Source organism: Trinickia sp., assembly GCF_051961175.1.
In the GTDB taxonomy this organism is placed as follows: Bacteria; Pseudomonadota; Gammaproteobacteria; order Burkholderiales; family Burkholderiaceae; genus Trinickia.
Window position 1 is genome coordinate 18,440 of record NZ_JBQCDN010000110.1, and the last position, 24,489, is coordinate 42,928.

General features: G+C 60.4%; 19 protein-coding genes and 2 pseudogenes. 10 read left to right on the forward strand and 11 right to left on the reverse strand.

What is annotated here, in order from left to right; all coding sequences use genetic code 11:
- The first annotated feature begins 10 nt into the window (after window positions 1–10).
- Entirely contained in the window at window positions 11–934 is a 924-nt protein-coding gene (locus ACTHL0_RS05720) for a hydroxymethylglutaryl-CoA lyase (RefSeq protein WP_440565629.1), read from the forward strand.
- 70 nt (window positions 935–1,004) lie between these two features.
- Entirely contained in the window at window positions 1,005–1,547 is a 543-nt protein-coding gene (locus ACTHL0_RS05725) for a YbaK/EbsC family protein (protein ID WP_440565631.1), read from the forward strand.
- Between the two features lie 139 nt (window positions 1,548–1,686).
- On the opposite strand, the gene ACTHL0_RS05730 is transcribed toward ACTHL0_RS05725, so the two are convergent.
- Complete coding sequence (locus ACTHL0_RS05730; RefSeq protein ID WP_440565632.1) at window positions 1,687–2,628, reverse strand: DMT family transporter; 942 nt, start codon at window positions 2,626–2,628, stop codon at window positions 1,687–1,689.
- 184 nt (window positions 2,629–2,812) lie between these two features.
- On the opposite strand from ACTHL0_RS05730, the pseudogene ACTHL0_RS05735 reads away from it, so the two are divergent.
- Window positions 2,813–3,292, forward strand: a pseudogene (locus tag ACTHL0_RS05735) (Lrp/AsnC family transcriptional regulator); the annotation flags it as partial.
- Window positions 3,293–3,338: 46 nt separating this feature from the next.
- Here the strand turns inward: ACTHL0_RS05735 and ACTHL0_RS05740 are convergent.
- Window positions 3,339–4,277: an alpha/beta fold hydrolase gene (locus ACTHL0_RS05740; protein ID WP_440565634.1), complete on the reverse strand. Its 939-nt coding sequence runs from the start codon at window positions 4,275–4,277 to the stop codon at window positions 3,339–3,341.
- Window positions 4,278–4,468: 191 nt separating this feature from the next.
- Here ACTHL0_RS05740 and ACTHL0_RS05745 point away from each other — a divergent pair, with 191 nt between their 5' ends.
- Window positions 4,469–5,425, forward strand: a complete 957-nt coding sequence (locus tag ACTHL0_RS05745) for an NAD(P)H-dependent flavin oxidoreductase (protein WP_440565636.1) — start codon at window positions 4,469–4,471, stop codon at window positions 5,423–5,425.
- A gap of 208 nt (window positions 5,426–5,633) precedes the next feature.
- Here the strand turns inward: ACTHL0_RS05745 and icmF are convergent, their stop codons facing one another.
- The 9 genes and pseudogenes from icmF to ACTHL0_RS05790 form a co-directional block, all read right to left on the reverse strand.
- Complete coding sequence (gene icmF, locus ACTHL0_RS05750) at window positions 5,634–8,969, reverse strand: fused isobutyryl-CoA mutase/GTPase IcmF (protein ID WP_440565638.1); 3,336 nt, start codon at window positions 8,967–8,969, stop codon at window positions 5,634–5,636.
- 420 nt (window positions 8,970–9,389) lie between these two features.
- Complete coding sequence (locus ACTHL0_RS05755) at window positions 9,390–9,884, reverse strand: hypothetical protein (RefSeq protein WP_440565640.1); 495 nt, start codon at window positions 9,882–9,884, stop codon at window positions 9,390–9,392.
- A 112-nt stretch (window positions 9,885–9,996) separates the two neighbouring features.
- Window positions 9,997–10,545: a hypothetical protein gene (locus ACTHL0_RS05760; protein WP_440565642.1), complete on the reverse strand. Its 549-nt coding sequence runs from the start codon at window positions 10,543–10,545 to the stop codon at window positions 9,997–9,999.
- Window positions 10,542–11,018: a hypothetical protein gene (locus ACTHL0_RS05765; protein WP_440565644.1), complete on the reverse strand. Its 477-nt coding sequence runs from the start codon at window positions 11,016–11,018 to the stop codon at window positions 10,542–10,544. Before ACTHL0_RS05765 ends, ACTHL0_RS05760 begins: the two co-directional genes overlap by 4 nt.
- Window positions 11,019–11,339: 321 nt before the next feature.
- Window positions 11,340–12,623, reverse strand: a complete 1,284-nt coding sequence (locus ACTHL0_RS05770; protein WP_440565646.1) for a hypothetical protein — start codon at window positions 12,621–12,623, stop codon at window positions 11,340–11,342.
- Between the two features lie 12 nt (window positions 12,624–12,635).
- Window positions 12,636–12,986, reverse strand: a pseudogene (locus ACTHL0_RS05775) (DUF2345 domain-containing protein); the annotation flags it as partial.
- A gap of 28 nt (window positions 12,987–13,014) precedes the next feature.
- A complete protein-coding gene (locus ACTHL0_RS05780; RefSeq protein WP_440565648.1) occupies window positions 13,015–13,896 on the reverse strand; it encodes a hypothetical protein in 882 nt (293 codons plus the stop codon).
- Between the two features lie 636 nt (window positions 13,897–14,532).
- Entirely contained in the window at window positions 14,533–15,639 is a 1,107-nt protein-coding gene (locus ACTHL0_RS05785; protein WP_440565649.1) for a porin, read from the reverse strand.
- Window positions 15,640–16,250: 611 nt separating this feature from the next.
- Window positions 16,251–16,709, reverse strand: coding sequence for a peptide-binding protein (locus tag ACTHL0_RS05790; RefSeq protein WP_440565651.1), 459 nt, complete (start codon window positions 16,707–16,709; stop codon window positions 16,251–16,253).
- 340 nt (window positions 16,710–17,049) lie between these two features.
- Here ACTHL0_RS05790 and ACTHL0_RS05795 point away from each other — a divergent pair, with 340 nt between their 5' ends.
- From ACTHL0_RS05795 to ACTHL0_RS05820, 6 genes are all read left to right on the forward strand, one after another.
- Window positions 17,050–18,063 carry a bile acid:sodium symporter family protein gene (locus ACTHL0_RS05795; RefSeq protein WP_440565653.1) on the forward strand — a complete coding sequence of 338 codons (1,014 nt, stop codon included), beginning with the start codon at window positions 17,050–17,052 and terminating at the stop codon, window positions 18,061–18,063.
- 445 nt (window positions 18,064–18,508) lie between these two features.
- A complete protein-coding gene (locus tag ACTHL0_RS05800; protein WP_440565655.1) occupies window positions 18,509–19,768 on the forward strand; it encodes a GGDEF domain-containing protein in 1,260 nt (419 codons plus the stop codon).
- Between the two features lie 179 nt (window positions 19,769–19,947).
- Window positions 19,948–21,819, forward strand: coding sequence for an EAL domain-containing protein (locus ACTHL0_RS05805; protein WP_440565657.1), 1,872 nt, complete (start codon window positions 19,948–19,950; stop codon window positions 21,817–21,819).
- 106 nt (window positions 21,820–21,925) lie between these two features.
- Window positions 21,926–22,618, forward strand: coding sequence for an aspartyl/asparaginyl beta-hydroxylase domain-containing protein (locus tag ACTHL0_RS05810; RefSeq protein ID WP_440565659.1), 693 nt, complete (start codon window positions 21,926–21,928; stop codon window positions 22,616–22,618).
- A 140-nt stretch (window positions 22,619–22,758) separates the two neighbouring features.
- Window positions 22,759–23,799 (forward strand): LacI family DNA-binding transcriptional regulator, encoded by a 1,041-nt coding sequence (locus tag ACTHL0_RS05815; RefSeq protein ID WP_440565661.1) that lies wholly within the window; start codon window positions 22,759–22,761, stop codon window positions 23,797–23,799.
- Window positions 23,796–24,489: AGE family epimerase/isomerase (locus tag ACTHL0_RS05820; RefSeq protein WP_440565663.1), on the forward strand; the 694-nt coding region annotated here is incomplete at its 3' end. The genes ACTHL0_RS05815 and ACTHL0_RS05820, both read left to right, overlap by 4 nt.

The window sequence follows — 24,489 nt, forward strand, 5'->3', positions numbered from 1 at the left end:
GGAGACATCCATGTCTTTGCCTGGCTCAGTGAAGATCGTCGAAGTCGGCCCGCGCGACGGGCTGCAAAACGAAAAGGAGTTCGTGCCGACCGAGGTCAAGATCGATCTGGTGAATCGACTCGCAGCGGCGGGTTTTCGTAACATCGAATCCGCGTCGTTCGTCTCGCCGAAGTGGGTGCCGCAAATGGCCGACGGCGCGCAAGTGATGGCCGGCATCAAGCGCCGCCCCGGAACGATCTATTCCGTGCTTACCCCGAACATGCAGGGCTTTGACGGCGCACTGGCCGCGCATGCCGATGAAATCGTGATCTTCGGCGCCGCAAGCGAAGCGTTCTCGCAAAAGAACATCAACTGCAGCATCGCGGAAAGCATCGCGCGCTTCGAGCCCGTCGCGCGCGCGGCGAAGGAAAGCGGCGTGCGCGTGCGCGGCAGTATTTCATGCGCGCTCGGCTGTCCGTATCAGGGCGACGTGCCAGTACCGGCCGTCGTCGACGTCGTGCAGCGCATGGCCTCGCTCGGCTGCGATGAAATCGACATCGCCGATACGATCGGCGTCGGTACGGCGGGACGCACGCGCGAAATCTTCTCGGCCGTGACGAAAGTGTTCCCGCGCGAACAATTGTCGGGGCATTTCCACGATACGTACGGGCAGGCGCTCGCGAACATCTATGCGGCGCTGCTTGAAGGCATCACGATTTTTCATGCGTCCGTCGCCGGGCTCGGCGGCTGCCCGTATGCGAAGGGCGCAACAGGTAACGTCGCAACTGAAGACGTCTTGTATCTGATGAATGGGCTCGGCATCGAAACGGGCATCGATCTCGACGCCGTGGTTGCGATCGGCGATTTCATCTCGAAGTCGATTGGACGCACGAATGCGTCGCGTGTGGGACGCGCGCTGCTCGCCAAGGCGGCCAATGCCGCATGCGCGTCCTGAATTCGGTGCACGACAGCAACTCGGTCAAGAACGTTTAACGCAGCTAAAAGACGTCAGGAATACACGAGACATGGAGCATCCGCACTTCGTTTCAAGCAATCTGCCCGATACATCGGACGCATCCGAGCCGCTCGTCGCGCTGCCCGATTCGGCGCAGCGTGTGGCGCGCCTGCTGCGCGAATGCGGGCACGAAAAGCCGGTCGTCATGCTGCCCCATACCGGCAAGACGTCGGCAGAAGCGGCGGCGGGGCTCGGTTGCTCCGTCGCCCAAATCGCGAAATCGATTTTGTTTCGGCGGCAAGAGGACGATATGCCGGTGCTCGTGGTGGCCAGCGGCGCGAACCGCGTCGACGAGGAAAAGGTTGCCCAGCATGTTGGCGGCATTGCGCGCGCCGATGCGAAATTCGTGCGCGAGAAAACGGGGTATGCCATCGGCGGGGTGTGTCCGATCGGGCATTTGACTGTGCCCGTGACGCTCATCGATTCGGATCTGCTGCAGCTCGAAAGCCTGTGGGCCGCGGCCGGTCATCCGCACGCGGTATTCAATCTATCGCCGCAGGAGTTGATCGCGATGACGGGCGCGCCCGTTGTCGACGTCGCGCTGCGCGCGTAAGCGTCACACAAAAAAGAAAGCCGTTCATCATCGAGGACGAACGGCGCAATTTTCGACGTGATCAGCGTCAGTTGTCATCATACCGAGGCACCCGTCGGAGCCGCATCGGTGATTTCCCTGCAGATCGCGGCGGCGGCCGTCACTTGCATTGAGCGGCGCCATACTCCTCGCGCTTCGCACCCGCCGCACGGCGCGTCGGTACAATCCGCCAGCCGAAGTTAACCCCCGCTGCAGCCAGCAGAATCAACCCCGCGCCGGCCAGTTGCACCCATGCCAGCGTCTGCCCGAATGCGAACCGGTCGCAGATGATCGCGACGATCGGATAGATGAACGAGAGCGCGGCCGTCATCGACGTCGGCAATTTCTGAATCGCACCGTAAAGCAGGATGTAGACGAGCCCCGTATGCACGACGCCGATCGTGGCCAGATCGGCCCACGGCATCATCATGACCGGCAGCGCACGGTAGTTGACGAACGGCGCAAGCAGGAACACGCCAAGCGTGACTTGAATCAATGCGATCAATTGCGCAGGCGTGCCCTTCAGCCGCTTCGTGATAATCGAAGACACCGCATAGAAGAACGCCGCGCCCAGCGCATAGCCGATCCCTTCGAGATATTGCCCGGGCACCGCCAGCACGGCCGGCTGAACCTTGACCACCAGCATGAGCCCCACGAACGCCACGCCGAGCCACGCCGCGGTCGATGCCGTGATGCGTTCACGAAACACAACAACACCCAGCGCGACGAGTATGAACGGTTGCGTGTTGTAGGCGACAGTCGCCATCGAGATCGACGCACGCGAATACGCGGCAAACAGCAAAACCCAATTCGCGACAATGGCCGCGCCGCCCGCCGCCGCAAGCGCGAGCGTGCGCCACGTCAGCATGTCCTTGCGAATCAATCCGAGCGCGAGGCAGATTGCCGCGAGTGTCGGCGCGCCAAGCGCGCAACGGACGAATACGACGTTCTGCGGCGACTGCCCGGACGCCACGACGAGCCACCCGATCGTGCCCGAGATCAACATTGCGGCGATCATCTCCAGGGCGCCGCGCCTCATTTCCTTGCCTGTCTGGTTAGCCATGCATGCACCTGTCTTGGTTTTGTCTCCGCGCCTGCGTTCGCTCGCGCGTCGGCTTGGTGGTGCGCCCCGCCGGGAGTGGGCGAAGCGTCGAAGATCGATGCAATCAGTCTAGCGATTTGAAAACCGGCTAGACATGGATAAACTTAGGCAAACCAACGATTCTTGCTTCCAAACGAAGGCCAATATGCCGCAACGCCTTGCCAATGGTTCAACTGCAGCTGATCTCGACGCCACCGATCGCACGCTACTGCGCCTGCTGGCAGACGATGCACGCATGCCGGTAGCCGACCTGGCCCGGGAAATCGGCCTCTCGGCGCCCAGTACGGCCGAACGGCTGCGGCGCCTGGAAGCGCAGGGCGTCATCGAACGCTTCACCGTCCAGGTCGATCCGCGCGCGCTGGGCTACACCTTGCAGGCGATCGTGCGCGTGAAGCCGCTCCCGGGGCAGTTGCATCTCGTCGAAGATGAGATTCGCCGGATTCCCGAGTTCGTCGAATGCGACAAAGTCACCGGCGACGATTGCTTCATCTGCCGGCTCTTTTTACGCACGATCGAAGAACTCGATGAGATCTTGATGAAAGTCGGCGAGCGCGCCGAGACAAGTACCGCCATCGTCAAGGCGACGCCCGTCGGACGGCGACTGCCGCCGCTCGGGCCCGGGGAGGCGCGCAAGGAAATGGATCAGGAGAAGAAACCCCAACCCCGCACACTCAAGCGCGGTGTTCGTTGATCTGCCGCTCGGGTTTCACCATTCGTTCGCCCGATTCGTCTGCCTCGAAGAAGTCGTGAATCTCGGCAATGAGCGCATCGGGTGCCTCTTCGGGAATGTAATGGCCGCATGAGAGCGCGCGGCCGCTGACATCGCGGGCCACCCGTTGCCATTCGCGCAGCGGGTCGAAGCACCGGGCGACAACACCTTCACCGCCCCACAGCACACGCAGGGGGCAGCCGATCTTGCGGCCTCGCTCGAGGTCAGCGCGGTCGTGCTCGAGATCGATCGTCGCCGAAGCCCGGTAGTCCTCACACATCGCATGAACCGCACCGGGCGCCGCGAGCGCGTCGCAGTAAGCCTGCAACGCATCGGGCTCGAACGGCGCGAGTCCGGCATGACGCCCCCCCATGACGCCTTTCACATAGGCTGCGGGATCCGCCCCAATCAACATTTCCGGCAAAGGCTCAGGCTGGATCAGGAAGAACCAATGAAAGTACGCCGTGGCGAATGCCCGATCGGTGCCCTCGTACATCGCGAGCGTCGGCGCGATATCGAGCAGCATCATGCGTTCGACGGCATCGGGATGGTCCAGCGCCATCCGGTGCGCCACACGCGCCCCACGATCGTGTGCGCACACCAGAAAGCGATCGAACCCGAAATGACGCATCACCGCGACCTGATCGGCCGCCATCGCCCGTTTCGAATACGGCGCATGCGCCGCATCGCTCTCGGGCTTGCCCGATTGACCGTAACCACGAAGATCCGTAGCCACGACGGTAAAGTGCTTCGCAAGCCGCCCCACACAGCGATTCCAGATCCGGTGCGTTTGCGGATGCCCATGCATCAGTAGTAAAGGGGGACCGTCTCCGCCCGTCATACCGAAGATCTCGACGCCGTTGGCGTCGACGTGAAACGGAGTAAAGTCGGCGAAACTCATAGCGTTCGCTCCTGCCTCTTATCGTTGTTCGAACTTTTCGTATTTTAGGTGCGCCAATGACGCGCGCTCGTTCGAAGGGCCACGAAACATAGAACCAGAGCACTCACTCCAGAGCCGGGCGGTGCAATTGGCCCGTTTGAATCGCCTATAATTCGAACGTTCGTTCTTTTAATGAAGAGGAGACACGCGATATGGCCCTGCCTGCCGTTCTACAGAATCTGACGCTGCCTATCGTCGCGTCGCCGATGTTCATCGTCAGTTACCCGGAACTGGTGCTCGCGCAGTGCAAGGCTGGGATCGTCGGTTCGTTTCCGGCATTGAACGCGCGGCCTGCCGAATTGCTCGATGAGTGGCTGACGCAGATGAACGAGGGATTGGCCGCGCATCGCGCCGCCCATCCCGGCGCGAAGGTCGGGCCGATCGCCGTCAATCAGATCGTTCATCAGTCCAATGCGCGGCTCGAGCACGACGTACGCGTGTGCGTCGAGCACAAGGTGCCGATCTTCATTACGAGCTTGCGTGCCCCCGCCAGGGAGATCATCGATGCCGTCCACAGCTACGGCGGCATCGTCCTGCACGACGTCATCAACCTGCGGCACGCGCAGAAGGCGCTCGAAGCCGGCGTCGACGGGCTGATCCTCGTCGCGGCCGGGGCGGGCGGACACGCGGGCACGACGTCACCGTTCGCCCTCGTGGGCGAAGTACGGCGGATCTTCGATGGTCCGATCGTGCTCTCAGGTTCGATCGCCAACGGCGGGTCGGTCCTTGCCGCGCAGGCAATGGGTGCCGATCTGGCCTACATGGGCACGCGCTTTATCGCCACGCAGGAAGCCCATGCGGTGGACGACTACAAGCATGCGATCGTCAATGCAAGCGCATCGGACATCGTCTACACGAACCTGTTCACGGGCGTGCACGGCAATTACATCCGCGAAAGTATCGTCAACGCGGGACTCGATCCCGATGCGCTGCCCGAGTCGGACAAGACCGCGATGAACTTCGGCGGCGACAAGGCGAAGGCATGGAAGGATATCTGGGGCGCGGGCCAAGGCGTCGGCTTGATGGATGACGTGCCGAGCGTGGCTGAACTCGTTGCCCGTTTGAAGCGCGAATACGACGAAGCGCGCGAACGGTTGTCGATTCGTTAATCGTTCGTTGATCCCCCACCCGCGGCCGCGTTAATCGTTGCGCGGCGCGGCGGCTGTCTCGACTTCCCCGAGCAGCCAATCCATGAGCGCTCGCACGGCAGGCGCTGCTGTCGGCGCGGGTTTCCGCTTGATCATCGCTTGATCACCGCTTGAGAACTGTCTGGCGGTTCGCAGAAACGGCGCGGCCTTACCGGTGCCCGCCGGTCGCTTACATGTTGCGCCGATACTGCCCGCCTACCTCGAAAAGCGCGTGTGTGATTTGCCCCAGCGAGCATACGCGCACCGCCTCCATTAACACCGCGAAGACGTTTTCATTGTCCATCACGGCACGCTGCAGTCGCTCGAGCATTGGCCCGGCCGCGGCGTGATGGCGCATGTGAAATGCCTGCAGCCGTTCGAGTTGACTGCGCTTCTCTTCACTCGTCGAACGCGCCAGTATCAACGGCCCGCGCGGTTGCTGCTGTTCCTCGCCGACGAACGTGTTCACGCCGATGATCGGATACGAACCATCGTGTTTGCGATGCTCGTAGCGCATCGATTCGTCCTGGATCCCCCCCCTCTGATAGCCGGTTTCCATCGCTCCCAGCACACCCCCGCGCGACGTCAGCCGGTCGAACTCGTCGAGCACCGCGGCTTCCACAAGATCCGTCAATTCCTCGATCACGAAGCTGCCTTGGTTCGGATTCTGATTCTTGGCCAAACCCCATTCGCGATTGATGATGAGCTGAATCGCGATTGCGCGCCGCACGGATGCTTCCGTCGGCGTCGTGATCGCTTCGTCGAATGCGTTCGTATGCAGAGAATTGCAGTTGTCGTAAATCGCAATCAGCGCTTGCAGCGTCGTGCGGATATCGTTGAACGCGATCTCTTGCGCATGCAGGCTGCGGCCCGACGTCTGCACGTGGTACTTCAGCTTCTGGCTGCGCTCATTTGCGCCATATTTCTCGCGCAAGGCCACGGCCCAAATGCGGCGTGCCACACGGCCAAGTACCGTGTACTCCGGCTCCATGCCGTTCGAGAAGAAGAACGACAGATTCGGCGCGAAGTCGTCGATCGCCATGCCGCGTGCCAGGTAGGCTTCGACGTAGGTGAATCCATTCGCCAACGTATAAGCCAATTGCGTGATCGGATTCGCGCCGGCTTCGGCGATGTGATACCCGGAAATCGACACCGAATAGAAATTGCGCACGCCATGCTCGGTGAAATAAGCCTGTACGTCGCCCATCATCTTCAAGCTGAATTCAGTCGAGAAGATGCAGGTGTTTTGGCCCTGGTCTTCTTTCAGAATATCGGCTTGGACGGTGCCGCGCACTTCCCGCAGTGCATGAGCGCGTGTGTCGATCAGCTCTCTTTCGCTCGGCTCGCGGCCCTCGGATTCGCAGCGGGACCGCAGCCGTTCGAGTTGCTGATCGATCGCCGCGTTGAAGAACATCGCCAGGATCGTCGGGGCCGGGCCGTTGATCGTCATCGATACGGATGTCGCCGGATCGCACAAATCAAAGCCGTCGTAGAGCGCTTTCATATCGTCGAACGTGGCGACCGATACGCCCGAATTGCCCACCTTGCCGTAGATGTCGGGGCGCTCGTCGGGGTTTTCGCCGTAGAGCGTCACCGAATCGAATGCCGTCGACAACCGTCGCGCCGGCATCCCTTCCGACAGCAGTTTGAACCGCCGATTCGTGCGCGGCGGATCGCCCTCGCCGGCGAACATGCGAGTGGGGTCTTCGTTCTCGCGTTTGAACGGAAATACGCCGGCCGTGAAGGGGAAGTAGCCCGGCAGGTTTTCGAGCAGGAGCCAGCGTAGCGTCTCGCCAGGATCGGCGAATTTGGGCAATGAGACTTTGCGGATCGAGGTGCCGGATAGCGTCGTCACCGTAAGCGGCGTGCGCAGCTCGCGGCCGCGGATCGTGACGACGCGCTCGTCGCCGGCATACTCTGCTACCGTGTGCGGCCAGGCATCGAGCAACGCGCGTTCGTTCGCCCCGAGGCGGGCGTCGCGTTCGGCGATCAGCGCATCCAGGCCCTGTGCTAACGAAGCGCAGGCACCGGGCCCTTCGAGCGCCATCCGCTTTGCTTCGGCCAGTTGCCATCGCTCGCGCGCACATTGCGCCTGCTCGATCGCTGTCGTACGGTATGAGCGGACGATGTCAGCGATTTCCGATAGATAGCGGACCCGCGCGGCCGGCACAATCGCACTGTCCTCACGCGAATGTCGAAGGTCAAGGCGAGGCAATCTGGCTGCGGGCTCGGGCGCACGCAGACCAAACTCGTGTAACGCATCCGCGATCCGTCCGTAGAGCGCCGTCACGCCATCGTCGTTGAAATGCGATGCGATCGTACCGACTACCGGCATGCGCTCCGGATCGTCGGCAAAGGCGCCACGGTTGCGCTGCATCTGCTTGGCGACGTCCCGCAGCGCATCGAACGCGCCGCTGCGGTCGAACTTGTTGATGGCGACGAAATCGGCAAAATCGAGCATGTCGATTTTTTCGAGCTGGCTTGCCGCGCCGAACTCGGGGGTCATCACGTATAGCGACCGGTCGGCCACCTGCGCGATTGCGGCGTCGCCTTGGCCGATGCCCGAGGTCTCGACGATAACGAGATCGAAACCGGCCGCCTTGCACGCCGCGATGGCGTCGGGAATCACATCGGGCAGCTCAGTCGACGCTTCGCGCGTGGCGAGCGAACGCATGAAGATGCGTCGCCCGTTGGCCCACTCGCCGATCGCGTTCATGCGAATGCGATCGCCGAGTAGCGCGCCGCCTGATTTGCGCCGCGATGGGTCGATCGCCAGCACGGCGATCGATAGCGAATCACCATAATCGAGCCGAAAGCGACGGACGAGTTCGTCCGTCAGCGAGGATTTGCCTGCGCCGCCGGTGCCTGTTACGCCCAGCACAGGAACGGGCCGCGCGGCTTGGACACGTTCAGCGAGCGCCGCCCGCGTCGCGGCATCCGCTTGGCCGTTTTCCAGCGCGCTGATCAGTTGCGCGAGCGCGCGCCTCGCCTCATCGCCACTGCCGCCGAGTCTTGCGAGCCACTGAGCCGAGAGGGCTTCGGCGCGCGGTTCGGCCTGTTTCGCTGCTTTTGCGCAGCGGGCGATCATGTCGTCGATCATGCCTTGCAGTCCGAGCTGCTGGCCGGCCTGCGGGGAGTACAGGCATTCGACGCCGTAGCGCATGAGTTCGTCGATTTCGTCGGCGACGATCACACCGCCACCGCCGCCGAATACCAGGATGCGTTCGCCACCGCCTTCGCGAAGGGAGTCGACGAGGTATTTGAAGTACTCGACATGGCCGCCCTGGTAGCTTGAGACGGCGACGGCGTCGGCGTCTTCATCGAGCGCCGCGCGTGCGATTTCCGCTACGGACCGGTTGTGGCCGAGATGAATCACCTCGACGCCGCTCGCCTGCAGGATGCGCCGGATGATGTTGATCGCGGCGTAGTGTCCGTCGAACAGCGCGGCGGCTGTGACGAAACGCAGACGCGGGCCCGGCGTCGGCCGCGTAGCGGGCAGACCTTGCGGCATCGAAAGATCGGTCATGGGTTGGCCTCGCTCGCTTGTGGCGGGTGCGCGGTTGATCTTTCGAGTATAGGCAACGGTGGGGAGGCGGAAAATTCGGATTTCTTTACGGCCTTCGCTAATTGCCAAGCGAAACCCGGCTTTTCTCGCAGGGTTTCGGTTACAGGCAGCCCCGAAAAACCCGCATTTCGTTACCATACCGAACCCTTAGCCGTACGCATCGAAAAGGCGGAGCGGCTCGCAAGAACCCCGGTAGGACTGCACTAACGCACAGATGGAGAACGAAGAAATTCTCCGTCAACGGACTCCCCAATCACTGAAATCTCATTCCATTTTATAGCATACACTCTCGACATCGATTTCCGAGATGACACATCAAATAAGATAACCCACTTTCCGATGATCAAATGCAGCGCAGATATCCACGCATGAAATTCTTTCTCAATCAACACCATCGACAGGAGGAACCGTGTCGATTCCGCGCATGGCCCTGGGGCTAATTGTCTTATAACCTCCGGACCCGCACATCAAATTAGCGACAATTTTCCCATTTTTTTTCACATACACACCACTGACATTCCCCTGATAAAGCACATAATTATAACTTCCCGACTTGAATTTCAAGTGAACAATATTTAGATTTCCGCCCGAAATATCGCTTATCGTAAAATTCCTCCGAGGAGGATCAGGCATTTTCGGATATTGAAATTCCATCCTTCCTGGCCGCCCAATTCTGTACTGAACATAACCATTTTCGGGGGAGATATTCCCCGAAGCACACACAGAAATAACTTTATGCCCCACCGGACAACTGAAGTAAATCTCCTCGAACGGTGCACACAGGGCTTTCTCCTCTGATTGAGCATAACAATTCTGCAGACCAAGGAATAGCATCGCGGTCATTGATAACGCAGCTTTCTTACTCAACACGCTCATTCGAACACCTTTCGATCACAAATAGAGTTGAAATTATTAACTCTTGCACCATAGCATCATCAGCGTTCGGTTTGCTTTGGAATCCACGTTCGCTCTGGCCTGGAAGACGCACTCAATTGACAGAAAGAGGGGGCTTGGGCGGAACACCGACCCATACGCCGTGCATCCCCGCTTTTATTTTATCAAGCACGAAGAGCCCAGTTGATTCCTTGTTCGATGCCAGTTCCAACAAATATACAAGCCCGCCCCGATTCGCCCCCATTAGCGTAATGTTCACCCCCTTTTTTGCATACGCATAGTCGCCAACCAAACAGTTATTGACGTTCGCTAACGCATAACTGATCTCGAGCCTACCAGCCATTTTGGCTTTGCCGGAAATGTCCTTCCGTGTGGCATGATCTTGAGAAACGCAAGCAAGATTGCCTTCGAAATTCACAACTCGATCGGGGAGATCGGCACTCAAAACAAATCCCGTGCCATCGCCTTCTGGAATCAACTCGTAGCCAGCGACAGAAAATAGCAACGCCCCACGTGCATCAAAGACCATGACCTTCAGATTCTTCGTGTCCGCAACGCCCTCAGTCGCGCATCTGACGATGCGATATTTACCGTATTCCAGCCCAACTGCGTTGGCGCAAGAAGGCGGGGCGATTCCTTTCAACCATTTTTGATCTCCGCTGTAAACATCAACCCATACTCGGCAATGGCTATCGAGGCATCGAATTTACCAAGATCAACACGTTTGCAGGACGAACCCACGGACCTCGTTTCATCCACCGAGTCATATACCGTTTTATAGAGGCAATCAACATAGAACTTTCCATCTACTTTTGAGATAGGCGCAATTACGCGATACTTATCTCTCGAACCATCGGATTCGACTTCGATAGCCAAGCCACCGCCCGTGAGCGCCACTAGATCGGAAGAGATATTTGTCTGATCAAGAATGAGGTTAGTAAAATTCCCTGCGAGAGCCCCGTTCTCATATATCTCCACAACGCCGGAGCGCCCCTCTTTCGACACGACCACCTTATCAACTCGACCGTCATGACCGATATCGGTGGAAAATGTTTCTGCGGACACTAGACAAGGAAACACCACGAACATCAACGTAACAACTACGCTTCTCAGCATTTCGTCGACTCAAGGATAGTTTTAGATTTAGCCGCAAATTCCGCGATTACATGCGCCTGATCATGGCCATTAATTATTTGTTTTGCATTAAAACAACTTTGCCCTTCATCACTTACATAGTCTGACAATTCGCACCCAGCAAATAGTCTCCATGCCGTGCACTGTTGCCCAAGCTGTAATAGCAAGCTCCTGCATTCGATCCGGATTGTTTAGCCGGGCAATGGACACACTGTCGTCGATCATCGACTCGTCACCCTCGAGGATCTCGTTGGGTTCGATGTCCGGTCGCTAAGCTCAAGGGGCATTTCGCCTCTGCTGAGGTCACTCAGGCAACTTCACCGTATCCGCCTTCACCCATTTTAATATTGCCTCCCCTTTTTTCTCAATATACTTAATGAGCACCCAGTTCGGCTTCATTGTGTCCAACAATATCACTTGATCTCCCTTCACAAGATACATTCGTGTCTCGTATGTTTCGTCGGGCAGCTCATAGAGCGGTGCTTTGTCCAGGACAATCATCGATATCGGGATAGGATCGTTATCCGGCGGTGCTTCAGCAAGGCTCGTTTCGATGTATTTAGCATCAGCCTCATCATTTTCTTTTGCAAGCTGACGTGCAATTTTCACATAAGAATCCTTGTTTGCAGATTTTGGCGGCTCACAGGCCAACATATTCACCACCCCCAAATTGTCTTTCAACGCCGCCTTCAGCGAGTATGGGAGCTTGCTTCTATTCGACACAAGATATTCTTGCCATAAAACATTTGCACCATCGAAGCTATAACTTAACATACCATGATCTATATCATCCTTATCCATCCCCCCGACAATCCACGTGTCATTGTTAGTGTCCCATTGACCACCACAGAGCTCCCCGGTCTGCATGCTAATGATGCAGCCTGACGCGGTATCCAATACAGGGCAATATTGTCTTGATTTCGATTCAGGCGCCGCATTGGGGCCAGACTCAACCATACCAACGCGAAGCACATCAAGGACAGCATATTTTCCTGAAGGAGAAACCTGAGGGGGATAGCCTTTCGCAAACACTGCCTCGCCATATTCCATCGGCAACAATTCCATTCTTTTCTCTGTTGAGCTTAGATATGTTGCCCTTCTCCAATTCTTTCCGAAGTTTTTCTCATCCGCGGAACTCATCGGCACCGAGAAGATTAGTGCGGCATGCCCCGAAAAGTCAAATCTCTGTTCAGGCTCCGTTGCATAGCCAGAAGTTGCCGCTAGCGAAAGCAGTGCACACAGATTAATCGTTACGTTTCTGATTTCCAAGGTGAACCTCATCAAGCCAATATTTTTCCAAGCTGTCGATATCGATCCAACGCAATGGCTGGCGAAGCCATCGTTCTGGCAGGACCGTAAACTTCTATTATTTTCTCGCTCATAGGCATCCTGACTATCACCCAATTCACTCGGATTTTTGGAAACCTTCGGGTGAGCCAAATAAAATAGATCAAGAGCCTTGGCAACATCTACATGAACGTCCCCAGGACGATTAACGTGCTGATCCAACGCAGTCGCGCGACCGAGATCAGATTTTAAATAATCCCCTATGGCCGGATAATGATAAGGATGTTTTGGCGAAGTCATGAAAATGGCTTGTTATGGTTCCACGGCGTGCAGATCAACTGACATGCAATGGCTTCGTTCCGAGAAATCCAGAGAATGCCCAGGCTTGAGGGTGGTCGGCGTCGCATTCGGCAGCACGCCCTTGATCTTCGACGAAGCCGCCGTCGGCTTATCCCACGACGCGCATTTCTCGAGGAACCGCCCGGCCGTCCCGTTCTCGATCAAATTCGGCCCGATCTTGATATGTGACCCGTCGGCACCAATCCAAACCTCCTTGTCCGCCGACAGCACCGGCCGTCCCTGCACGCTCGTGATCGTCAGATCCTTCAATGACGTGAGTGCCAACTCGTCGCTCTGCGCCTGAACCTGCGCCTTGCCCTTCGCATCTGTCGCACCGATCGTGAGCGAAAGACTATTTGCAGGGGCTAACATCATTGCAACGTACCCATTTTGTCACCCGCCCTCCTTTTCCCGTCTTATAAATTATATAAAGAAGCTTCCCATCAACAGATTTACTAACTACCGAAACTCTATCTCCTTTTATAAGATACGCCCTCGACAGCGGTCCCTGAGATGGAGTATCAAATAGATTAGCTCGATCACTGATAACCACAGCATCCCATTGACCGGCGCTCGACGAACCACCCCTATCGCCCCCCGGGAAGACAGAAGATCGGAGTTTATTATAGAAGACCGGATCATCCACTATCTCCTTTTCGCCCAACATCTGCATTAGATCAGAGTACCCCTGGCTATTCTGATACTCCTCACCAAAAAGCAAAAATGCCGAACCAACATAAGGGTTGCGCGCATTACGAAATGCGGATGAATTAAAATCAACCACTCCCAATACCATTTCGTTAATATCGTTCGACGAAATATTTACATTTTTCTCAACATCAATTGATTCAACCTTCCCCAAATGAAGCGAGGTTTGCACTGTCCCAACGGATTCCAGAAGGCCCTTGAATGGAAGCAAATAGTTATACGTCACATGCCCTTCCATCCCACCCGAATTCACGATGATCGACAAAAATCCAAGCGGGTTTGCCTGCACAGAAGGATAATCATCGGCATCATACGTATAGGTCAGCGGAGCATGGTTTCCTTCGATATAAACGGTTATCGCAACACGCTCGATTCGCATACCATCAGAATCTTTGGCTTCAATGACTGAATATTCCGCCGTATACGCCCGATTTGTTGCAAATCTTCCTCGCAGCGACTCTGCATTTGCAGAAAGCGCGAAACCTGCGACAATCACAAGCAATATCTTACATAGGATGTTTCTCACCTCAGATCTCCGCCTTTTTCGTCATTCTCATCAGCCTTTGGGTTAACATCGCCCCATTTACTTCCTTGCCGACAATGCCAGCAAGAGGAACGAATTGTATGTGTTCATCGGAAATTTTTCCCGCAACCCGTTAGTCAACGGTTCACTCAACTCCGCTCGTCGGGCCCATCCGTTGCGTGACCGCGCCCGCATCGAGCGTGCGGGCTAACGACCAAGGCATGCGGATCAGTCAACGCGCGTCGCGCTGCTGGCGAGTCGAGATTGAAATCGTTCGACTTGCAGCATCGAAGCTTTCGCTCCGCCTGCAATTAAATACAAAACCGGTCTATCTCGAATTTGAAGACGCGATGTGATTGAGGCACAAAGCCGTGCCCCTATCGCGACTCGAATCGAGGCGGCAATTGTTCGTTGGAGGATGCGGCGAGATCCGCTGAATTTCCGGATCGGATGACTTCAAACGACGAGAGGTGCGTGGGATCGACGATTCGCCGAAAGCGCACCTACCGGGACAACCGAGCGCAAGGGAACCGTGCGGCCGACACACGCGCAGCCGCACGGTTTGAATTGCCATTGAATAAACTGCATGGCGCAAGACCGAGCTCCGCCCAGCCTTGCCGAAACACGCCAGTTGCCGCCTTAAAACTTCGCCCGAATCCCCGCCCCAACCGTCTGCCCGGTCGACAACCCGCTCAACCGGTCATTCATATAGGCCGCATAGAGATCCGTCCGCTTCGACAACGGATAGTCATACCCCACCGCCCACGTCCGGCGCGTCTGATCCAGCCCGCCCGCATCGCGCGAATACGCGTACGACGCCATCACCGTTCCCGGTCCAACGGGCACCGTGACACCACCCTGCCCCGTGTTCACATGCCAGCTGCCGCCCGTGAGATTGTCGTTCTTCGTGTACATGTACTGGCCGTAAAACTTCACGAACTTCAAATCGTAGCTGGCACCGAGCTGCCCGACGCTCTGGCTCTTGAACGGCACGATCGTCCCGAACGCCGGCACATTGATCAGATCGCCCGGGCTGTTGTTGAAGTTCACGTACTGGAACACGCCCGTCGCCGCAAACGGCCCATGGAAATACAGGAACTGCGCGCTCCACTTTTTCGCGCCGTTGTTGCCGGCCTGGTTGCCAAGGCCGTACATGATGCTGCCCGACAAGCCGTTGAAATCCGGCGTCGAGTACTGCACCGCGTTGTTCCAACCCGAATCGCCCACCACACCCGTGTCGGTGCCATACGTTGCGCCCGTCGGCGTGGCCGTATTGCCGAGGAACACGTGGTACACCATCGGCGAGAACGTGTACGAATCGATGAACGGGTTGAACAGGATCGTCGAGACGAACAGATGCGTCGTCAGGCGGCCCGCCGTCACCGTACCGTAAGGCGATTCGATGCCGACATACGCGTTGCGGGAGAAGAAGCTGTCGCCCGAGAAGCGGCCGTAGTTGCCGTTTTGCGGCAGGAAGAAGTCTTCCAACGTAAAGACAGCCTTATAGCCACCGCCCAGGTCTTCCGCGCCCTTCATGCCCCAGTACGACGTCGACATGCCGCCACCACCTTCCACCCACGCGCGTTGCCCGCCGGGGAACTGCTGCATCCCTGCCCACGTGTCGACCTGCCCATAAAGCTTCACGCTAGATTGGGCATAGGCAGTCGTCCCTACGGCGGCAGCCAAGGCGGCGACGGCCGTCATGCGAAAACTGTTCTTCAGCGCGCGGCTGACGGTGGCTCTCATAAGATCTCCTGTCTTTGTCAGAAAAGTGAAGCGTGCGAACCGCGGGCGCGCTCTGGGTCGCCTGCGTTTGTTCGGGGCCGGACCCATCGTTACGGACCATATTGATGGACAAAATTACGTCCGCTTATTGCCGGTATAGCGGTTCGCTTAACCCTGCCGCATCCGAGCGCACGACTGCCCCCGGACGGTGCACATGCACCGATGCACGCACCCGGGGAACGCGCGGCTGCCGCCCGCAAAGGCCCGCTGGCGCTCGCTTGCAGCGATTGACGTCAAGAACAGGGAGCAATATGACGCACGAGTGGCGGACGACAAAATGTTTTCGTCCGACGACTGCTTCGTTGGCGTTCGAACCCGATGTTTCGGGAGCGAAAGTGTGGCGTATTTGCATCAAACGCGCCTGCCCCGGTCCGGGCAGGAGGCGGTTCGCATCAGACGAAATACGAGGCGGAAATGATGTACCGGCCTGCCGGACCGCGGAAAGCGCGGAAGCAGTGGCGCCGAGGCAGCATGAGAAGAGCGAATCTCACGAAGCGTTCATGTTCGCAGAAATCGCACAAGGCGCTGGAAGCGCGGAGAATACCAGGGCAACCCGGGTCGCCCCGGGTGCACTAATTGCGATAGACCGACGGTTGCCGCTGCCCCGGCGGCCCCTCCTCGAGGTTCCCGTTCGGCGGACGGGGAACGTGAGTCACCCCCCGTTCCTCGTTGTAGCGCGCGATATCGGCGCGGAGGGAACCCGCGCGCAAATAGGCGTTCCCGCCCTCGCGGGCCAGCGTACGCGCCTCGTCGCTCACCGGACGGAACGGTACGGTCGCGGGGGCCGGCACCAGATGCGTGCCCCCGTGTCCATATGGGTCTGTCGCCATGACGAACGGGCGGCGCGGCGCCTCAGTCCGGGGCATGCGGCGCGGAGCCTGGTTTGCGGGGAAATAGAGTGGCGCGCCAGCGATGGCATGGGCATGCGGGGCGGCGAACTGAGCGCGGTAGCCATGGGGCGGCTGTGCCTGGGCGATCGAAGCCACGGCCGCACAGAGCGCGCCCGCCACCCAACGTCCAATGATCTTCAATGCCGAATCCGCCATGATCGATGCACTCGCCTACCACCCACGGGATGCTGTCGCACAGCGGCGCATCACAGGCGCCGACTTTACCGAGCGATCGTCAGATAAATTACGCCCCGGGGGGATCTCGTTGTGTAATTTATGGGGCGCCCATCAACGTGTCGAGGCAAAAAGTGTTAGGCGAGCGACGCCGTTGTAACTCGGTGTTACCGTCGCTTTTTTATGTACCGGGCCTCAGTCGTGCGACCATTTCGCCGAACCACCAATTCCATTATTTGCCCCGATTTTTTGCCCGGGGTTTTCGTGCCTCCGGGCGCGAGTTTTTCGCGATTAAGAGAAGTTGCTCATGCGCCGTCCTCCGTTTCTAGTTCCGGATAACTTCACACTTGCGCTCGTCGGTACTGTCGTCTTTGCGAGTCTTTTGCCGTGCGCGGGCCAGACAGCCGTCGCGGTCAATTGGGTGACGAATATCGCCATCGGACTGTTGTTCTTCCTGCACGGCGCGAAGCTTTCGCGCGAAGCCGTCGTGGCCGGTGCCACGCACTGGCGGCTGCACCTTCTCGTCCTGCTGAGCACGTTCGTCATGTTCCCGCTGCTCGGGCTGGCGTTGAAGCCGCTCGTCGCACCGCTCGTCACGCCCGCGCTCTATACCGGGATTCTGTTCCTCTGCACGCTGCCCTCGACGGTGCAATCGTCGATCGCGTTCACGTCGATCGCGCGCGGGAACGTGCCGGCCGCCGTATGCAGCGCATCGGCCTCCAGTCTCATCGGTATCTTTCTCACCCCCGCGCTCGTCAGTATCGTCGTCACGAACCACGCGGCCACCACCGGTTCGGGCTGGCATACAGTCGGCGCCATCGTCATGCAATTGCTCGTGCCATTCGTCGCCGGGCAAGGGCTGCGGCCGCTGATCGGCCCGTGGATCGATCGCCGTCGCGCGTTGTTGCGTTTTGTCGATCAAGGCTCGATCCTGCTCGTCGTCTACACGGCGTTCAGCGAAGCCGTCAACGAAGGGCTGTGGCATCACCTGCCGCTCACAGCGCTGGCCGGGCTGTTCATCGTCAATGCGCTGCTGCTGGCCGCTGCGCTGGGTATCACATCGTTCACCAGCAAGCGTCTCGGCTTCAATCGCGAAGACCGCATCACGATCATCTTCTGCGGCTCGAAGAAAAGCCTCGCGTCGGGCATTCCGATGGCCAAGGTCATCTTCGCGTCGCAGGCGGTCGGCGCCGTTGTCTTGCCGCTCATGCTGTTTCACCAAGTGCAGTTGATGGTGTGCGCCGCGCTGGCTCAACGCTGGTCCACGCGGGACTCGCCAGCCGAACGCCCGAGCCGGCCGGCGCGCGCGGGCGCCGAGTAATTCGTCGACGCCGGTTCGTCGACGCGGCGCGTCCGGTGCGGCGGCGCAGGTGCACTCGCCGTTCCGCCCCGGGCGCTGCGTCGATATTGCATTGCATCGAAAGGTTCACCTATCTGTCCGATAGGGAAAGCCGATTAGCGTGTCGATATTTTGCGGTGCGAAAACGGACAGTCCGTCAGGCAAACGTTTGCCGTTTTGAAATACATAAAAAGTGTGAATCCGCCGGTCACCGCGATTGACGCTTCAGCTCCCTCGCAGCCCCTCCCGTCACATAATCGGCAAGCCTGGAAGTGGCGCGGACGGGTTGGCGATCTTGCATCACTCATAAATCTTCTTAAAATCGTTCCGCGCGACATTTCGCGCTATTAGAATGGCGCGACGAAACGGGGTGCCCAAAAGCTTTTTCCGTCAACGCTGAAACTGCACGTCCAAGCGAGACCAATAAATGACCAGCGAGGATCGATCTCACGACGGTCGCCACGAGGCGGCGTCGCGCCGCATGCGGCGCATCCGCGGGCGGCGCGCCAAGACGATCGAGGCGCCGGAAGACACGCATTCGTTCGAAGACTACGCGGCCCACCGGCTGTGGTCGTTCCTGTGCGCGCAACTCGCAACGGCGCTGGTCGGCTTCGTGGTGCTCGTCGCCGGCGACGCCTGGCTCGACAAGCAGCGCATGGCGCCCGCCGTTCTCATGAGCGCGTTGCCCGCGGTACCGATGGCCGTCGCCCTCATCTACGCGTGGCTTCAGCGCAGCGGGCCGCGGGCGAGCCTGGCCGCCCTCGCGTTCATCGCTTCACTCGAAGCGGGCATTGTCTTGCATGCGCTCCAGTGGGGCGACGGCATGCTGATCGTGCTGCCGGCTTTCGTTCTCATTCCGCTGACGTTCAGCCCAGTGCTGCTTCGCGGATGGGACTTCCCGGCCGCGGCGGTGCTCGCCGTGGCCGGGCCGCTCGCGCTTGTCGCGATCAGCCAGCCGCCCGCGGTGGAGCAGTTCGGCGTCGTCCTGTCGATGTTCATCGCGATCTCCACGAGCCTCGTCACGAATCTGTTCGCCCTGCGCTCGCAGAAGAAGAGCTTCCGGCTCGAGCGTCAGCTGCGCGCCTTTGCCGATATCGACGAACTGACGCAACTCCCGCGGCGGCGCCGCGTGTTCGAACTCGGCCGTCGCATCCTGCTGCGCGCCGAACGAGTGGGGCAGGCGTTTTCGGTGCTGTACATCGACGCCGATCACTTCAAGACCGTCAACGACCGCTTCGGCCACGATGCGGGCGATCGCGCGCTGCAGCTCATCGCGCAGCACATCCAGCACAGCATGCGGCCGAGCGACGTGGCCGGACGCTTCGGCGGCGAGGAGTTCGTCGTGCTGCTGCCGGGCACCGACGAAGAAGACGCCGCGCGCGTAGCCGAACGGCTGCGCCGGCGGATCGAGGATTGGCGTCAGTTCGAGGTCGCACTGACGATCAGCGTCGGCGTGGCCCAGCATGTGCGCGGCGAGCCGATCGAGCGCGTGATCCGGCGTGCCGATGCCGCGCTGCTCGACGCCAAGGGCAGCGGCCGCAACCGTGTCGTCATCGCGCAACGGCCGCCCGAGGCTACGGCCCCGCTCAAGGAAGCCGGCATCACCGACCGGGTTGGCGACCACGCCCGCGCCGATGCGGCCAACGATTCGCTGGCCCAGCCCGGCCGCGAGCCCCTTGCCGACTAGCGTCCGCCTCGCCGCACGGCGAATCGTTACCCAGCAGGAAAGCCGCCACGGCAGCGTATCGGAGCCGGCGATGAAGCAACGCACCACTTCAGTGCATCGCTTCATCGAAAATTCATTCAACTCTCAAGCACCGCGGTCGATAAGCCGAATGTCCAACCATTCCGGCTTGTAGTCCCGTCATGTCTTTGAGCCTGCTTACGCCGCTCGGCCACTCGAACGTTGCCGAGCTGATTGCTCGGCGAACGCTTACCGCCGTTTTCCAGCCGATCGTCAATTTCGACGGCGGCACCATTCTCGGTTACGAAGGGCTGATTCGCGGCCCTGCGGGATCGGCGCTCGAAGCGCCCGGGGCGTTGTTCGCGCAGGCGGCTCGGGAGGGACTGTCGGTGGCGCTCGAACATGCCGCCGCGCGCACGTGCGTCGCGGCCTTCGCGAGCCTCGGGTGCGAAGGCAAACTGTTCCTCAATTTCAGCGCCGAAGCGCTCGTCGCGCTGGGCGAGACGCGCGATCGTACCGTCGCCTGGCTGAACGAGCATGGCTTGGGGGTCGATCGGGTCGTCCTCGAACTGACGGAGCAATGCCAGATCGCCGACGTGGCCCGCTTCGTCACGGCCGTCGGCGCCCTGCGCGAGAGCGGGATTCAATTCGCGCTCGACGATTACGGGACGGCCAATGCGAGCATGAACCTGTGGGTGAGGTTGCAGCCCGATGTCGTCAAGATCGATCGATTCTTCATCGACGACATCGCGAACGATCCGCTCAAATTCGAGGCCGTGCGCGCGATGCAGCACTTCGCGGGGGCGAGCGGCGCACGGCTCGTGGCGGAAGGGATCGAAAACGCGGCCGATCTGATCGTCGTGCGCGACATGGGGATCGCGTTGGGCCAGGGCTTCTTCATCGGCCGCCCCGATGCACGGGCTTCGCGCGAGTTCGCCCAAGGCGCGCGCGAGGCGCTCGACGCCGGGCATATCGCCGTCTTCCCCGGGGCCACGCGCACGCCTGTCGCCGCGTCGCCGTCGGGCGGCATGGCAGCCGCCAAGATGATCGTCGCCGCGCCCGCGGTGCCCAAGAGCGCGACGAACAACGACGTGCTCGAGCTGTTCAACCGCTTGCCGAACCTCCATGCCGTCGCCGTCGTGGAACACGAGCGCCCGCTCGCCCTCATCAACCGGCGCAGCTTCATGGACCGCTATGCGCTGCCTTATCACCGCGAGCTGTTCGGCAAGCGCCCTTGCATGCTCTTCGCCAACGCCTCGCCTGTCATCATCGAAAAATCGATGACGGTCGAGCAAATGGCCAAGCTGCTCGCCAGCGACGATCAGCGCTACCTCGCGGACGGCTTCGTCATTACAGACGAGGAGCGCTACGTCGGCCTCGGGACCGGTGAAAGCCTCGTGCGCGCGGTCACTGAAGTACGGATCGAAGCGGCCCGCTATGCCAACCCGCTCACGTTCCTGCCCGGCAATATCCCGATCAGCTCGCACATCGCCAGGCTCGTCGAGCATCGCGCCGAGTTCTACGCCTGCTATGTCGATCTGAACCATTTCAAGCCCTTCAACGATCGCTATGGCTATTGGCAAGGCGACGAAGTGCTGAAGTTCGCCGCGGCGGTGCTCGCCGATGTCTGCGATCCGACGCGCGACTTCCTCGGCCACGTGGGCGGCGACGATTTCCTCGTGCTGTTCCAGAGCGACGATTGGCTCGAGCGCGCGATGCGGGCGTTGCGCGCCGTCGATACGGGCGCGCTGCGCTTTTACGCGGACGAAGACCGCGCCGCGGGCGGCATCCATGGCGAGGACCGGCGCGGCAACCCCGCTTTCTTCAGCTTCGTGACGATGGCCATTGGCTGCGTGCGCGTGAGCCCCGATACGCGCGGCGGCTTGCCATACGGCAGCGAGGAAATCGCCTCGGTGGCGGCCTTGGCCAAGCATCGCGCCAAGCAGGAGGCCAGCGGGTTTTTCGTGATCGACCTCGATGAAGGCGCCGCGCAGTTGCATCTGCACGAGGCTCCGGGCGCTGCCATGCCCCAGCGCGCCAGCGCGCTCAGCTAGTTCACGCTATTTCCCAAGCGATGCGATACTGCACCGGTGCTCGGCCGGTGCGGTGCCGCACTCGGCATCCTCATGCGGCGCCGCCAGCGGAAGAGGACACCCTGCGATGGGACAACTGTACGAAAGAGGTGCCCGGCGCTTACGAGCGCTTTACGACCGGCGTCTCCCCGGCCCGGCCGTACTGGACGCCGCCCGCCATTTCCCTGATGCAGCGCGCTTCGTCGCCGCGTTGCCGGCGCTGCGCGCCGAAGCACTCGACGTCGCGCGGCAATTTGCAGCCATCCCGCGCTTTCACGACATCATGCATGCGCAGGCCGATATCTCGGCCAACGACGCGCGCGACTGGCGCATGTACATCATGCAGGCGTACGGGGTGCCGATCCGCCGCAACCTGGCGCGCTGCCCGGCGCTGGCCGCGCTCGTTGCGCACTCGCCGGACGTGCTGTCCGCCTCGTTCTCTTTCCTCGGGCCAGGCAAACACATCCCGCCCCACCGAGGCCCGTTTCGCGGCATCGTGCGCGGCTATGTGCCGCTTGTCATGCCGCTCGATGCAGCGGGCCGGCCCGCGGCCATTCTGACCGTCGACGGCGTGGCGCATCGCTTGCATGAAGGCGAATTCATGCTCTGGGACGACACGTTCGAACATGAAGTACGCAATACGAGCGACGAGGTGCGTGTCGTCCTGCTGCTCGATATCCGGCGCCGTGGACTGCCGCCCGGCTTGCGGCTGCTCTCGAACGTCATCATCGGCACCGTCGGACTCGGGATCCGCCTCCAGCGCGCCAAAATAGCCGTTTAGCATCTTTTACTAAACAAATAAACGTTCTGCATTCCTTACTGATTCAACGCTTAAGGTGAACTCCTAGCGTAGATTCGGCGATTGTGTGCCATTTTTACTATACAATTGGCCGCATTCTCCCCCAACCGAAGCGAGCGACGATGGCCACCACGATTCGCGACATCGCCCGAGCGGCGAACGTGTCGATCGGCACGGTCTCACGCGCGCTGAAGAATCAGCCGGGATTGTCGGAAGCCACGCGGCTGCGGGTGGTCGAAACGGCGCAGCGGCTCGGCTACGATGCCGCGCAACTGCGCCCGCGCATCCGCCGCCTGACGTTCTTGTTGCATCGCCAGCACAACAACTTCGGCGCAAGCCCGTTCTTTTCGCACGTGCTGCACGGCGTGGAAGACGCGTGCCGTGCCCACGGCATTGTGCCGTCGCTGCTGACCGCCGGGCCGCTGGACGACGTCACCGAGCAACTGCGCCTGCATGCGCCCGATGCAATTGCCGTTGCGGGCTTCGTCGAGCCCGAAACGCTCGCCGCCGTGGCCGCCATGCAGCGCCCGCTCGTGTTGATCGACCTGTGGGCGCCGAACATGCGCTCGGTCAATCTCGATAACGCGGAAGGCGCGGCGCTCGCCATGCGGCACCTGTTCGCGCTGGGGCGCAAGCGCGTGGCTTTCATCGGCGGTTCGCTCGCGCATTACAGCATCGCGCAGCGCGCGCTCGGCTATCGGCGCGCGTTCTTCGAAGCCGGGCTGCTGTTCGATCCGTCGCTCGAGACAACGATCGATGCGCATCTGCCGCCCGAAGAAGGTGCGGCGCTGGCGATGCAGCGTCTGTTGGATACGCACGGTCCCGAGCGTGCCCCCAACGCCGTCTTCGCCTACAACGACGTCGCGGCGCTTGCCGCGATGCGCGTCGCGCTCGCACGCGGCTTGCGCGTGCCCGAAGACATCGCGTTCGTCGGCTTCGACGACATCCCCGCCGCCTCGCACGCGACCCCCGCGCTGACCACCCTCACGATCGACAAGGAAGCGCTCGGCGCGCGCGGCGTCCAATTGCTGCTGGAAGATACGCCCGGCGAGTTGACGGTGCGCCTGCCCGTTCAGCTTGTCGTGCGGGCGAGTACGATCGGCGGTGCCGGTGCGCAGCATGCATTCGGCCCGGCCGGCATTGAATCGGAAACCACATCATGACGAAGCTGCCCAACGCCTCTCGAAGCCCCAAGCCGGCATCCGGCGCCATCCATACGAATACGATGGTGCCGCCCGTCGGCGACTTTCGCGATCGCGCGTTCCTGCTGGAGCACGTGGCCGACACGCTGGCCTTCTACGCGCCGACGGTGCACGATCCCTCCGGCGGCTTCTATCACTACTTCAAGGACGACGGCTCCGTCTACAACCGCACCTCGCGCCACCTCGTGAGCAGTTGCCGGTTCGTCTATAACTACGCGATGGCGTACCGCCATTTCGGCGATCCGCAGTACCTCGACTATGCGCGCCACGGGCTGGCGTTCCTGCGCGACGCCCACTGGGATCCGGCGCACCGCGGCTACGATTGGGAGATCGAGTGGCGCAACCGCGAGAAGCGCACGATCGACGGCACGCGGCATTGCTATGGCCTGGCGTTCGTGCTGCTCGCGCAGGCTCATGCGGCGATGGCCGGCATCGAGGAGGCGCGGCTGCAAATCGCCGAAACGTTCGAGCTGATGGAGCGCCGCTTCTGGGATCCGGCCGCAGGCCTGTATGCCGACGAAGCGACGCCCGACTGGCACGTCTCGACCTACCGCGGCCAGAACGCGAACATGCATACGACGGAAGCGTTGCTGGCCGCCTATGAGGCGACGGGGCATCTCGTCTACCTCGATCGCGCCGAGCGGGTCGCGA